Source organism: Actinoplanes sp. CA-252034 (assembly GCF_050956125.1).
In the GTDB taxonomy this organism is placed as follows: Bacteria; Actinomycetota; Actinomycetes; order Mycobacteriales; family Micromonosporaceae; genus Actinoplanes.
In genome coordinates this window covers 9,639,644-9,652,006 of the sequence record NZ_CP191846.1, presented here as the reverse complement: position 1 = coordinate 9,652,006, position 12,363 = coordinate 9,639,644, and the positions used below count along the sequence as shown (strand labels likewise).

Sequence of the window (12,363 nt, the reverse complement as noted above, 5' to 3'; positions counted from 1 at the left end):
CGGGGTAAATTCATGGGGCACTACGGGTGCCCCCATGCGTGCTTCCATTCTTCGTGTAGAAAGCAGGTCCACCTGTCATGAGCGGTGGTGACCACCTCGACTTCGAGATCCGTCCGAACCCGGCACCCGTCAGCGACGCGGACCGCGCCGCACTGCTGGCCAACCCCGGTTTCGGCCGCATCTTCACCGACCACATGGTCACGGTGCGCTACGCCGACGGCAAAGGCTGGTATGAGCCGCGTGTCGAGGCCCGCGGGCCGATCCCGATGGACCCGGCGAGTGCCGTCCTGCATTACGCGCAGGAGATCTTCGAGGGTCTGAAGGGGTACACGACACCCGACGGTGGTGTCGCGATGTTCCGCCCGGATGCCAACGCGAACAGGTTCAACCAGTCCGCGGCCCGGATGGCGATGCCGGCCCTGCCGGTGGAGACGTTCCTCCAGTCCCTCCACGAGATCATCAAGATCGACCGCGACTGGATCCCCGAAGACCCCGAGGGCAGCCTCTACCTGCGCCCGTTCGCCTACGCGAGCGAGGTGTTCCTCGGTGTCCGCCCGGCGAACGAGTACCTCTACCTGGTCATCGCCTCCCCGGTCGGCCCGTACTTCTCCGGCGGCGTCAAGCCGGTCAGCATCTGGGTGACACCCGACTTCACTCGCGCGGCCCCCGGCGGCACCGGCGCGGCCAAGTGCGGCGGCAACTACGCGGCCGGCCTCTCCGCCCAGGCCGAGGCGTCCGAGCACGGCTGCGACCAGGTCGTCTACCTCGACGCGATCGAGCGCAAGTACATCGACGAGCTCGGCGGCATGAACGTCTTCCTCGTCCTCGACGACGGCAGCCTCATCACGCCGCCGCTGACCGGCACGATCCTGCCCGGCATCACCCGCGACTCGGTGATCAAGCTGGCCGAGCGCGCCGGCCGCAAGGTCGAGGAGCGCCCGATCAGTCTCGAGGAGTGGCGCGAGGGCGCGGCGTCCGGCCGGGTCCGCGAGGCCTTCGCGTGCGGGACCGCCGCCGTGATCACCCCGATCGGCACGATCAAGAGCGAGGGCGGCGACTTCACCGTCGCCGACGGCGGCTCCGGCGAGGTCACCATGGCCATCCGCAAGGAACTGGTCGACATCCAGCGAGGCCGCGCCGAGGACCCCTTCGGCTGGGTCCACCGAGTCCTCTAGGTCGGCGGTCCGGTCACCCTTCCCGGCGGGTCACCGACACTTTTCCGGTACGGGTGGGGGCGCCGACAAGCGCACCCACCCGTGCCGAACCACACCGCGACCGCCGCGGTCCGTTCAGACCCCAGCGCGTCCGCCGGGGTGTATGCGTCCGTTACCGCTCAGTGGCCGCCAGTCATCCGGCGAGTGATCCACCCAGGTCTTCGACTCGGTCGGCGATGGCAGCACGCTGAATCCACTGATCGAGCTGCTCGAGGTCGGCGCAGGCGGTGATCTTCGCGCGCGCCTCGTCGGAGACCTCGATGCCGCGTGCGCTGAGAACCGTGAGGAGCGAGCGTGCCTCGCCCGCTACCTCGCCGGCGGCGTACTGGCGCTGTGCCCACTCGCTCTTGTACGGGTGATCTGTGGTGGTCATGTAATCCTCCAGCAGCTTGCGGGTTGCAGCCGGCAGCACCGTGAGTACGAAGTCATGGTACAGAACGGCACGGTCGGTCTCGATGGCGTCCAAGGCGCGAAACAAGGCCTTGAACAGGGGAATCGGGTCGTGCTGGTCGGCGTGGGCGAGGGTGGAGAGGATCGCAAGCTCGGGTAGGCGCTGGGCGGTCTCGAGGTCGGTGATGATCGGCGTCTGTGCCGGGCCGAAGGCCACCGGATGGATCTCCGACGGCGGAAGGCTGATGAGGATCGGCTGTGCGGCCCAGTCGGCGACCGACTGTTGTGGGCACAGCACCAGGAGGGCGACCGGGCAACCCGATCGGGCATACAGGGTCGCGACGTATGCCGGCCAGCTGCGCCTTTTTCGAGCATCGATCTGACGCTGCACCTCGACCACGACCGAGAGGACCTTCTCCTCTCCTCGGGTCAGGGTGACGACGGCGTCGGCTCTGTACTCGGTGGGGGCTACGTCGGTCAGATCGGCGGAGGCGAGGTGGGCCTCGTCGTAGGCGGGAAGGGTGTCGTTCAGCGGGCCGTCGAGCAGTTCCGCGGCCAAGGAGGGGCGGCCGCGGAACATGTCGATGAGCACCTCGTGGACCTGTGAGGGCATGCCCCTGAACCTACACCTAGTTGCTCCACGAGTGGTAGTCGCTAGACAGGATGGCGTACCCCTAGAGGTCGGTGAGGAGATGCGACCGCAACGAATGCAGGTCGTCGCCGGTCAGGCCGATCTCCTTGGCGTAGGCCTCGACCGAGCCGTGCAGGGCGCGGAGGTCGTCGAGGAAGAGCTGCATCGCCTCGGCGGGGGAGTCGAACATGTGCTCGTTGCCCCTGACCGCCTCCGGGTTGGCCCGCATCAGGTACTCGGTGAGGGGCCGCATCGCCGCGGTGGTCAGGGCGTAATCGGCGGCGATGTCCTCGTCGGACACGCCGAGCAGGGACAGCGTCAGCGCGCACACCGTGCCGGTCCGGTCCTTGCCGGCCATGCAGTGCACCACGACCGGGGCCGCCTCCGCGTTCGCGATGACCCGTAGCGAGCCGGCGATGCCCTCGCGGCCGTCCTCGGCGAAGTTGAGGTACCGGTCGGCCAGCCACCGCTCGTGGGGCATGTCCGCGGAGTGCTCGATCCCGTCCCACTCGACGTGCCGGATCACCAGGTTGCGGTAGTCGACGCCGTGCTCCTCGGGGACGCGGCCGAACTTCTCCACCTCGAACTCGCGGCGCAGGTCGATGACGGTGCGGATGCCCAGGGCGGCGAACGCCTCGCCGTCGGCCTCGTGCATCCGGTGCAGGGAGTCGGCCCGGAACAACCGCCGCCAGCGGACCCGCCGCCCGTCGAGGCCGGCGTAACCGCCGACGTCCCGGAAGTTGTAGGCCTTCGTGAACGGGAGACTGCGTGAATACGATTCGGCGACCACGGTCCCAACCTAACCGGCGACGGCGAGCCCACCACCGGTCGATTTCGTCACTCTCGCCGTCCCAGCCAGTGGATTCCGGTCTCATGTCGTGGCGGCCCGTGGCATGCTTCGGATCGTGACCCGCTCCGTGCTGATTATTCGCACCTAGCGCGCCGGCTGACTTCCGCCGACGCGCAGACCTCCCGCATCCGCGGGGGGTCTTTTTGTTGTGCTCGGCGGGTGACCGATCGAAAGGACTTTCCCCGATGGACTACCAGGTGTTCGACACGACGCTGCGCGACGGTGGACAGCGCGAGGGAATCAGCTACACGGTCGCTGACAAGCTCGCGGTCGCGCGCCTGCTGGACGAGTTCGGTGTCGGGTTCATCGAGGGCGGCTGGCCGGGCGCCATGCCCAAGGACACCGAGTTCTTCGAACGGGCGAAGACCGAGCTGGACCTGAAGAACGCGGTGCTGGTGGCGTTCGGCGCGACTCGCAAGGCGGGCGTCGACGTGGCCGAGGACCCGCAGGTCAAGGCGCTGCTCGACGCGGAGACCCCGGTGGTCTGCGTGGTCGCGAAGTCGGACATCCGGCACGTGGAGCGGGCGCTGCGCACCACCGGCGACGAGAACCTGGAGATGGTCCGGGACACGGTGCGGCACCTGGTCGCGAACGGGCGGCGGGCGTTCGTCGACTGTGAGCACTTCTTCGACGGGTTCCGTCACGACCCGGAGTACACCGCGAGCGTCGTGAAGGCGGCGTTCGAGGCGGGCGCCGAGCGCGTGGTCATGTGCGACACCAACGGCGGCATGCTCCCGTCGATGATCACCAAGGCAATCGCCTCGCTGGAGCAGATGACCGGCGTCAGCGCCGACCGGCTCGGCATCCACTGCCAGAACGACACCGCCTGCGCGGTCGCGAACACGGTCGCCGCCGTCGAGGCCGGTGTCAAGCACTTCCAGTGCACGGCCAACGGGTACGGCGAGCGCCCCGGCAACGCCGACCTGTTCGCCGTCGTCAGCAACCTGCAACTCAAGCTCGGGCTGAAGGTCCTACCGGACGGATGCCTGGAGAAGGCGACGCGGGTCTCCACCGCGCTCGCCGAGATCGCCAACATCGCCCCCGACACCCACCAGGCCTATGTCGGGGCCGCGGCGTTCGCCCACAAGGCGGGCCTGCACGCGAGCGCGATCAAGGTGGATCCGCTGCTCTACAACCACGTCGACCCGTCGGTGGTGGGCAACGACATGCGGATCCTGGTGACGGAGATGGCCGGCCGGGCCAGCATCGAGCTCAAGAGCCGTGAGCTCGGACTGGACCTGGCCGGCCACCCGGACACCCTGACGAAGGTGACCCGGAAGGTCAAGGACCTGGAGGCGACCGGCTGGTCGTTCGAGGCCGCCGACGCCTCGTTCGAGCTGCTGGTACGCAGTGAGCTGCCCGGTGCCGACCTGGCCCGGCCGTTCACCCTGGAGTCGTACCGGGTGCTGGTCGAGCACCGGGAGGACGGCACGGTCATCTCCGAGGCGACCGTGAAGGTCCGGGTCCGTGGCGAGCGGGTGATCGCCACGGCCGAGGGCAACGGCCCGGTCAACGCCCTGGACGAGGCGTTGCGTACCGCGCTGACCAGCCACTACGAGCACCTCAAGTCGTTCGAGCTGACCGACTACAAGGTGCGGATCCTGGAGGGCAGCCACGGTACGAACGCCGTCACCCGGGTGCTGCTGGAGACCAGCGACCACAACCGCGAGTGGACCACCGTCGGCGTGCACGAGAACATCGTCGAGGCCAGCTGGACCGCCCTCGTCGACGCCTTGACGTACGGCCTGGCCCGCACGTCAGCTACCGCTTCCTGACCGCTGTTCCCGGGCGGCGGCTCTGATCAGTGCGATCGCCGCCGCCCCGGGCATCGGGTCCAGCCGGCTGCCGTCCCGCAGGCGAAGGGCTACCTCGCCGGAGGCGGCCTCCCGGGCGCCGATCACCGCGATGAACGGGACCTTGCGGTTGTCCCGGATGCGGGCGCCGACCGACCCGTCGTGCACCACCTCGACCCGCAGGTCGGCGGCCGCCGCGGCGAACGAGCGGGCGGCCGCGTCCTGGTCGGCGCCGATCGGCAGCACCGCCAGCTGGACCGGTGCGTACCAGACCGGGAACGCGCCCTCGTGCACCTCGATCAGGTGCCCGAACAGCCGCTCCATCGAGCCGGCCAGGCTGCGGTGCACCATCACCGGCCGCTCCCGCCCGCCGCTCGCGTTCACGTACTCCAGCTCGAACCGCTCCGGCTGGTGGTAGTCGATCTGCACGGTCGCGAGGGTCCACTCCCGTCCGGACGGATCGGCGACCTGGACGTCGATCTTCGGGCCGTAGAACGCGGCCTCACCGGGTACCGCCACATGGTCCACTCCGGCGTCGGCCAGCGCCCCGCGCAGCAGCGCCTCGGCCCGCGACCACGAGTCGTCGTCCCCGCCGTACTCCTTCCCCGGGCCGCGCAGCGACAGCTGGTACGAGATCGGGCCCATGCCGAGCGCCGCGTGCGCCTGCCGCATCAGCGCCAGCACCGCGGCCACCTCGGCGCCCGCCTGCTCCTCGGCGCAGAAGATGTGCGCGTCGTTGAGCAGCATCGATCGCACCCGGGACAGGCCGCCGACCACGCCGGACCGCTCCGCCCGGTACATCGGTCCCAGCTCGGCGATCCGCAACGGCAGATCACGGTACGACCGTCCGCGCGACCGGAAGATCAGTGCGTGATGGGGGCACAGGCTGGGCCGCAGCACCAGCTCGTCGTCGCCGACCCGCATCGGCGGGAACATGTCGTCGGCGAAGTTGCGCCAATGGCCGGACAGCTCGTACATCCGGCGTTTGCCCAGGGCCGGCGAATACACGTGCCGGTATCCGGCGCGCCGCTCCAGGTCGTGCAGATAGGACTCCACCGCGTGGCGTGCGGCCGCGCCGGCCGGCAGCCAGAACGGCAGGCCCGCGCCGATCAGCGGATCGGAGTCGAAGAGGTCCAGCTCGCGGCCGAGCCGGCGGTGATCGATGGACATCGTGGGTCTCCCTCGGGAATCGGGGACCCCGGACGACAAAGCCCCGGGCATGTCGCCCGGGGCCGGTCGTTGCTCTCTAGCTCAGCGTCGACTCGTCGCCGGTACTCCCCGGCGTGGTCGTGATCGAGCTGAGCATCATGCCGACGATGCTACGAGGAGGAGGAACGGGCGGCCAGCCAGTTTTCCGAGAGCAGCTGGAAGAGATGGTGGTCCTGCCACTCGCCGGCGATCTTGAGGTAGCGGGGCGCCATCCCGAAGCGGACGAAGCCGTTGCGTTCGAGGACGCGCTGTGACCGTACGTTATGAAGCAGTGTGCCCGCCTCGAGCCGATGCAGACCGTAAGTGAGGAACGCCGCCTCGACCACCGCCGCGACAGCGGCGCTCGCGACGCCGCGTCCCGTGGCCGACGCGTCCACCCAGTAGCCCAGGTTCGCCGACTGGAAGGCGCCGTGCACCACGTTCGACAGATTGACCCGGCCGATGATCCGGCCGCCCTCGACGATCGCGTGCGGCAGCGCGTTGCCTGCTCGCAGCACGTCGGAGATGATCGCCCACTGGCCCTCGGTGGTCCAGTAGCCCTCCTCGCGCACCGGGTCCCAGGGCGCCAGGTGCTCCCGGTTGGCCCGCAGCAGGGCAGCCATCTCCTCGGCGTCGGCCGGACTGATCAACCGGATCCCGACGTCGCTCATGCGGCGGGCAGGGTCAGCCAGGCGATCACCGCGCGGTGATCGGAGTCCTTCACACTGTGCACCTGGACATCTTTCACCCCGATCCGGTCATCGGCCAACACGTGGTCGATGGTGACCGGCGGGATCGGATCGCCGTCATACGGACCCCACGTGCCGATCCAGCCCTTGCCGACGGTGTCGGCGGCATCCCGATAGCCGGTGTCGATCAGGTCGCGCAGCGCCTTGTGGTCCAGCGTGGCGTTGAAGTCGCCCAGCAGGATCTTGGGGAGACCGCCCTCGGCCGGCACCTGATCGTCCAGGTCGGCGGCCCAGCCGGCCACCACGTCCCGGCTGGACGGGGCCAGCGGATGCACCGACTCGACGTAGACCGTGCCCGCGCCCGGCACCTGCACCACCGCGTGCGCCTGCTGGAAACCGCCGTCGTTGCGGCGGGCCGCCTGCTCGGCGAAGTCGTGACGCGAGTAGAGGCCGGAGCCGCTCGCGCCCCACTCCGGGGCGAGCTGGTTGAAGGGCAGCAACTGCTCCAGGCCGGCCGCCGCCAGCGCCTGCTGCCCGCGCTCGGTGAACTCCTGCACGGCGAGGACGTCGATGCCGTTGTCGCGCACCAGCCGGACGATCTCGTCGGCGTCGGCGCCGCCGAACAGCATGTTCGTCGTCATCACCCGCAACTCGACGCCGGTCGACGGGCCCTTGTCGCCGTCGGCCACGACCCGCGGCGCCACCGCCGTCGCGAACCCGAGGGCGATCAGCGCCGCCACCGCGGCGGCCGCCCACCGGCGGGTGATCAGGGCGCCGAGAACGGGGATCAGAGTCCAGACGGCGACGTACGGCGTGAAGGCCAGCAGTTGCACCCAGAAGCCGGCGGACCACCCGAACGTCCGCCCCGCGAGCCAGATCGCCGCCGGAACCAGTGACACCCAGAGCAGACCGGTCCACACCAGGCGTCGGCGCCCGACCGGGCGTGCCGCGGGTGGCGCGTCGGTGATCGTCATGGCGGCGACGGTATCCGCAGATCGCCACCCCGGACCGGCGAACGCGGCTCAGGTCACATCATCGACCGTGGTCGCCGGGCGAGCGGGCCGCCCAGATCCTCCACCCGGTCGGCGGTCGCCGCCCGTCTGACCCAGCGATAGATCTGAGCAGCATCTTTGCAACTCCGGATGGTGTCACGGGTCTCCCCGGAGATCTCGACACCCCGCGCCTTGAGGACGTGGAACAGAGCCCCGGTCATGCCGGCGAGCCGACCCTCGGCGCGGCCCTCGGCCTCCGCGCGGGCGGCCATGCGCCGCAGCAGATCCCTCGGCAGGTTGTATCCGATGCGCGTCATGCCACCAGCGTACGCCTAGATGAACCATGACAGGTAGGCGTACGACAGGGTGTGCGCCATCGTGGTCGCACACCCTGTCCGTCGTCAGATCCGCGAGTCGACGATCTCGCCGAACTCGGCGAGCTCCTCCCGGATCACCGCGCCGTCACCCTCGACCACCAGGGTCAGGGCGTCCACGTGGAGGTGCTCGGCGGCTGCCTTCGACACCTGCTCGACGGTCGCCTCCAGATACTCCCGGCGCAGCGTCTCGTAGTAGTCGTCCGGCAGGCCGTGCACGACCAGCGTGCTCAGCGCGCCGGCGATCGCCCCCGGCGTCTGCATCTCCACCGACAGCTGGCCGGCCCGCCACGACCGGGCCACCTCCAGCTCGTCCTCGGTGATGCCCTCCGCCTGGGTACGGGCGATCTCGCCGAGGGTGTCGCGGATCGCCGGCGCGGTCACCGCGGTCTGCACCCCGGCGGCCACCTCGAACCGGCCCCAGCGGCGGGTCATCGCGTACGACCCACGGATCCCGTACGTGTACCCCTTGACCTCGCGGATCAGGTGGTTGAGCCGGGACGTGAACGCGCCGCCCAGGATGGTCGCGGCCAGCGTCATCGGCACGTAGTCCGGGGTGGCGCGCTCCGGCGCCCGGTGCCCGAGCCGCAACGTCGACTGCACCGAGTCCGGCCGGTCCACCAGGATCGTGCGCCGTCGGGCCGGCAGGACGGCGGTGAGCGGGCCCTCCTGCCCCAGCGGCTCCCCGGCGGTCCCCTCGAAGGCCGCCTCGGCCAGCGCCGCCAGGTCCAGCGCGTCCAGATCGCCGGCGACCAGCAGCACACCCGGCCGCCGCAGCCAGGCCTCATGGAAGGCGAGCACGTCGTCCACGGCCACCGCGGCCACCGACGTGGGATCGCCGTGCAGCGGCCTGCCGAACCGCCCCTCGGCGCCGAACAGATCGGCCCGCAGCGCCGCGTCGGCGCGGGGGCCCGGCTGCGCCCAGTCCATCCGCAGCGCGGTCACCTCGTCGTCACGGACCCGGGCCACGTCCGCCGGGTCCAGCCTCGGTGTACGGGCGGCCTCCGCGGCCAGGCGCACGGCGTCGGCCAGCAGCGGGCCCGGCGCCGACACCCCGACCCGGAACGTGTCCCAGTCGACCCCGGCGGACAGCTCCGCGCCGAGACTCTCCAGTGCCAGCGCGTACGCCGCCGAGTCCCGCTTGCGGGTGCCCTCCTCCAGCGACTTGGCGAGCACGGTGGCCGTACCCTCCCGGCCGTCCGCCTCCCGGGCCGCGCCCGCGTCCAGCAGCAGCAGCGCGGTGGCCAGGATCTGGCCCGGCATGTGGGCGGCGATGACCGTGCCGCCGTGCGCGGTGACCCGCCGGATCGCCGGGAAAGAGTACGGCCGGGCCGCTCCGGTGCCCGGGCGGGTGGTGACGAGGGTCATGACGGCTCCTCGGGAACGTAGGTGAGGGTGACGCGGGACTCGGGGCGCAACACGTGCCGGGCCGCCTCGGTGACGTCCTCGGCCGTGACGGCGAGCAACTTCGGCAGGCGGTCGGCTGCGGTCGCCGGGTCACCGAACTGGGTCGCGTACCGCCCCAGCAGGTCGGCCCGCCCGTACACCGTCGACACGCCCCGCCACCACGAGGTGGTCAGCAGCGCCTTCGCCCGGTTCAGCTCGTCATCGGTGACCGGCTCGTCGATCAGGCTCTGCACCACCTCGGCTAGGCCGGCCTCCAACGTGGCGAGGTCGACGCCGTCCTTCGCGGTGGCCGTGATGATCAGTGGGGCGGGCGCGTGGGCCAGGTCCACCCCGTAGGCGCCGATGTAGTCGGGCTGCGCGATCCGGGCGCCGTCGGCGAGCCGCTGGTAGAGCCGGCTGCCCCGGCCGTTGCCCAGCACCGTCGCCAGCACCGTGATCGCGTCGTACCCGGCCGTGCCGAACGGGTAGGTGCGGTGCGACAGGTAGATCCGCGAGGCCGGCACCTTCGCGGTGACCTCCTCGCGTACCGCCTCCGCGGCCGGGCCCGGCAGGGTCCCGTCCGGTGCCGCCGGGATGTCGGGCACCGTGGCGATCGCGCCGAAGTACTTCTCGGCCAGTGCGAACACCTCGGCCGCCGTGGTGTCGCCGACGACCGTCAGGACCGCGTTGTTGGGCGCGTAATACTGCTGGTGGAACGCCTTGAACGTGTCCAGTCCAGCCCCGTTCAGATCCTCCATCGACCCGATCGTGGAGTGGTGGTACGGGTGGCCCTCCGGGTAGAGCAGCGGCAGCAGGCGCAGCCAGGCGTCACCGTAGGGCACGTTCTCGTACCGCTGGCGCCGCTCGTTCTTGACCACCTCGCGCTGGTTGTCCAGCGTCTCCTGGGTGAGCGCCGGGACCAGACCGCCCATCCGGTCGGCCTCCAGCCAGAGCGCCAGCTCCAGATGCTCGGACGGCATCGTCTCGAAGTAGTTCGTCCGGTCCGGGTTGGTGGTCGCGTTCAGGGAGCCGCCGTTGCCCTGGACCAGCTTCATGTGCTCGGTCTTCTTCACGTGCTGCGAACCCTCGAACATCAGGTGCTCGAAAAGATGCGCGAACCCGGTCTGGCCGGGCGGCTCGTGCCGGGAGCCGACGTCATACCAGAGGTTGACGCAGACGACGGGCGCCGTCCGATCCTCGCTGACGACGACGCGCAGACCGTTCGCGAGCTGCGTGGTTTCGATGGGCCACGGGTAGCCGGTCGTGGCGACCGGTGCGGATGGTGACGTCACCCGACCAATCTTGCCCTGTCGGGCACGATTCCGGTTTTACTACGTGGCGCGCGATCAAGGCGGGTGCGATGCTGGGCGGCGTGCTTGAGGACGTACGGGTGAACGACCGCCTGACCATCCCGGCGGCCGAGCTCTCGTGGCGCTTCTCCCGCGCGAGCGGCCCCGGAGGTCAGGGCGTCAACACCACCGATTCGAGGGTCGAGCTGTCGTGGGACGTGCTCGGCTCGGACCTGCTGCCCCCGATGCTCAAGGAGCGCGCCGCCGAGCGGCTCGGCGCCCGGCTGGTGAGCGGTGTGATCACTGTCATCGCGTCCGAGCACCGGTCGCAACTGCGCAACCGGGAGGCCGCCGCCGATCGTCTGGCCGCCCTGATCGCGGGCGCTGTCGCGGCGCCACCCCGCTCACGTCGCGCGACCAAGCCGACCCGTGGCTCGGTGGAGCGCCGCATCGCCGACAAGAAGCGCCGGGCACAGACCAAACGCAACCGCCGCGGCAACGACGACTGACCGCCGCGCCGGCCTCGATCCGGTGGGTGAGTGGCCGCGGCGCACGCCCACGAGGTCGGCTCAGCGCTGGTTGAAGGGCGCGACCGCCTCACGGTTCTGAGCGGCGGCGTCGGCGCCGAGCAGCGCCTCGCAGACGCGGATGAGACGGCTGCGCAGACCGGCCGCCCGGCGGGCCAGCTCGCGCTGCCTCGCCACGTACTCCGCCTTGCCCTCGGCAGTCTCGATCTTGACCGGAGGATGGCCGTAGGAGGTCAGGTCGTAGGGGCTGGCCTGCATGTCGAGCAGGCGGATCTCGCCGGCCAGGGCGAAGCAGTCCAGGGCGAGGGCGCCGGGCACGGCGGGACCGAGTTTCTGCGCCCACTTGTGCACGTCCATCGCGGCGTGCAGGCAGCCGGGCTGGTCGAGGTCGACCTGGGTGGCGCGGGTCGGCTGCAGCCGGTTGAGGCCGACCGCCTCGGGGGTGAAGAAGCGGAACGCGTCGAAGTGGGTGCAGCGGATGCTGTGCTGCTCGACCACCTCGTCGGTGCCGGCCTGGCCCAGGCGCAGCGGCAGCTCGTGCCGGTGCTCGGCGTCGCGGTAGACCATCGCCCACTCGTGCAGCCCGAAGCAGCCGGAGAAGACCGGCCGGGACGCGGTGGCGGTGAGCAGGCCGTGGATGTAGCGCACGCTCTCGGCGCGGGCGTGCATGAACGCGTCCTGGTCGAGGGTGACGACGCCGTCGGGAGAGGACAGGTAGAACTTCCAGCCGGCGTGCTCGGCCAGGCCGTCGGGCGCCGGGGACAGGCCGGTGCCGACACCGGGATGCCAGCGGCGCATCAGCGACGGCCTGGTCCCGTAGTAGTCGTAGAGGAAATCCTCGATGGCGTGCTTCTCGCCCGTCGCTCGACGGGCGCGGTGGCCCGCGGTCATCTGGTCGGCGCGCTCGGAGTGCGCCCGGGCGAGGGGAATCCAGGTGACCGAGGGCAGCGTGGTGGTGAGTGCCCTCACCTGCTTGATCCCCATCGCACCAATGTATCTAGCCGAAGCGATCAACACGATCACCGTTTGGCGCGAATGAG

General features: G+C 70.5%; 12 protein-coding genes. 3 read left to right on the top strand and 9 right to left on the bottom strand.

Annotation, left to right across the window (positions count from 1 at the left end):
- The first annotated feature begins 77 nt into the window (after positions 1 to 77).
- A complete protein-coding gene (locus tag ACQPZW_RS43590; RefSeq protein WP_433791866.1) occupies positions 78 to 1,175 on the top strand; it encodes a branched-chain amino acid aminotransferase in 1,098 nt (365 codons plus the stop codon).
- A 172-nt stretch (positions 1,176 to 1,347) separates the two neighbouring features.
- On the opposite strand, the gene ACQPZW_RS43585 is transcribed toward ACQPZW_RS43590, so the two are convergent.
- Both ACQPZW_RS43585 and ACQPZW_RS43580 read right to left on the bottom strand, forming a co-directional pair.
- Positions 1,348 to 2,217, bottom strand: coding sequence for a hypothetical protein (locus ACQPZW_RS43585; protein WP_433791865.1), 870 nt, complete (start codon positions 2,215 to 2,217; stop codon positions 1,348 to 1,350).
- Positions 2,218 to 2,278: 61 nt separating this feature from the next.
- On the bottom strand, positions 2,279 to 3,025 hold the full coding sequence (locus tag ACQPZW_RS43580; RefSeq protein WP_433791864.1) for a tyrosine-protein phosphatase: 747 nt from the start codon (positions 3,023 to 3,025) through the stop codon (positions 2,279 to 2,281).
- A 245-nt stretch (positions 3,026 to 3,270) separates the two neighbouring features.
- On the opposite strand from ACQPZW_RS43580, the gene cimA reads away from it, so the two are divergent.
- A complete protein-coding gene (gene cimA / locus ACQPZW_RS43575) occupies positions 3,271 to 4,860 on the top strand; it encodes a citramalate synthase (protein ID WP_433791863.1) in 1,590 nt (529 codons plus the stop codon).
- Here the strand turns inward: cimA and thrS are convergent.
- The 6 genes from thrS to ACQPZW_RS43545 all read right to left on the bottom strand — a co-directional run bounded on the left by thrS (position 4,843) and on the right by ACQPZW_RS43545 (position 10,799).
- Positions 4,843 to 6,048, bottom strand: a complete 1,206-nt coding sequence (gene thrS, locus ACQPZW_RS43570) for a threonine--tRNA ligase (RefSeq protein WP_433791862.1) — start codon at positions 6,046 to 6,048, stop codon at positions 4,843 to 4,845. The two genes, cimA and thrS, sit on opposite strands and share 18 nt — an antisense overlap.
- Before the next feature lie 149 nt (positions 6,049 to 6,197).
- Positions 6,198 to 6,737 (bottom strand): GNAT family N-acetyltransferase, encoded by a 540-nt coding sequence (locus ACQPZW_RS43565; protein WP_433791861.1) that lies wholly within the window; start codon positions 6,735 to 6,737, stop codon positions 6,198 to 6,200.
- Complete coding sequence (locus tag ACQPZW_RS43560; RefSeq protein ID WP_433791860.1) at positions 6,734 to 7,729, bottom strand: endonuclease/exonuclease/phosphatase family protein; 996 nt, start codon at positions 7,727 to 7,729, stop codon at positions 6,734 to 6,736. The genes ACQPZW_RS43565 and ACQPZW_RS43560 overlap by 4 nt, the downstream gene beginning before the upstream one ends.
- A 53-nt stretch (positions 7,730 to 7,782) precedes the next feature.
- Entirely contained in the window at positions 7,783 to 8,064 is a 282-nt protein-coding gene (locus ACQPZW_RS43555; protein WP_433791859.1) for a hypothetical protein, read from the bottom strand.
- An 84-nt stretch (positions 8,065 to 8,148) separates the two neighbouring features.
- Positions 8,149 to 9,489 (bottom strand): M16 family metallopeptidase, encoded by a 1,341-nt coding sequence (locus ACQPZW_RS43550; protein ID WP_433791858.1) that lies wholly within the window; start codon positions 9,487 to 9,489, stop codon positions 8,149 to 8,151.
- Positions 9,486 to 10,799: a M16 family metallopeptidase gene (locus tag ACQPZW_RS43545; RefSeq protein ID WP_433791857.1), complete on the bottom strand. Its 1,314-nt coding sequence runs from the start codon at positions 10,797 to 10,799 to the stop codon at positions 9,486 to 9,488. The genes ACQPZW_RS43550 and ACQPZW_RS43545 overlap by 4 nt, the downstream gene beginning before the upstream one ends.
- 68 nt (positions 10,800 to 10,867) lie before the next feature.
- Here ACQPZW_RS43545 and arfB point away from each other — a divergent pair, with 68 nt between their 5' ends.
- A complete protein-coding gene (gene arfB / locus ACQPZW_RS43540) occupies positions 10,868 to 11,305 on the top strand; it encodes an alternative ribosome rescue aminoacyl-tRNA hydrolase ArfB (protein WP_433791856.1) in 438 nt (145 codons plus the stop codon).
- Between the two features lie 60 nt (positions 11,306 to 11,365).
- Here the strand turns inward: arfB and ACQPZW_RS43535 are convergent, their stop codons facing one another.
- Positions 11,366 to 12,307 carry a 3-methyladenine DNA glycosylase gene (locus ACQPZW_RS43535; protein WP_433791855.1) on the bottom strand — a complete coding sequence of 314 codons (942 nt, stop codon included), beginning with the start codon at positions 12,305 to 12,307 and terminating at the stop codon, positions 11,366 to 11,368.
- Positions 12,308 to 12,363 lie beyond the last annotated feature (56 nt).

Excerpts from the sequence above, each read along its gene's own strand:
- ACQPZW_RS43590 (WP_433791866.1), top strand. The coding sequence starts at position 78 with ATGAGCGGTGGTGACCACCTCGACTTCGAGATCCGTCCGAACCCGGCA.
- ACQPZW_RS43585 (WP_433791865.1), bottom strand. The coding sequence starts at position 2,217 with ATGCCCTCACAGGTCCACGAGGTGCTCATCGACATGTTCCGCGGCCGC.
- cimA (WP_433791863.1), top strand. The coding sequence starts at position 3,271 with ATGGACTACCAGGTGTTCGACACGACGCTGCGCGACGGTGGACAGCGC.
- thrS (WP_433791862.1), bottom strand. The coding sequence starts at position 6,048 with ATGTCCATCGATCACCGCCGGCTCGGCCGCGAGCTGGACCTCTTCGAC.
- ACQPZW_RS43565 (WP_433791861.1), bottom strand. The coding sequence starts at position 6,737 with ATGAGCGACGTCGGGATCCGGTTGATCAGTCCGGCCGACGCCGAGGAG.
- ACQPZW_RS43560 (WP_433791860.1), bottom strand. The coding sequence starts at position 7,729 with ATGACGATCACCGACGCGCCACCCGCGGCACGCCCGGTCGGGCGCCGA.
- ACQPZW_RS43555 (WP_433791859.1), bottom strand. The coding sequence starts at position 8,064 with ATGACGCGCATCGGATACAACCTGCCGAGGGATCTGCTGCGGCGCATG.
- ACQPZW_RS43550 (WP_433791858.1), bottom strand. The coding sequence starts at position 9,489 with ATGACCCTCGTCACCACCCGCCCGGGCACCGGAGCGGCCCGGCCGTAC.
- arfB (WP_433791856.1), top strand. The coding sequence starts at position 10,868 with ATGCTGGGCGGCGTGCTTGAGGACGTACGGGTGAACGACCGCCTGACC.
- ACQPZW_RS43535 (WP_433791855.1), bottom strand. The coding sequence starts at position 12,307 with ATGGGGATCAAGCAGGTGAGGGCACTCACCACCACGCTGCCCTCGGTC.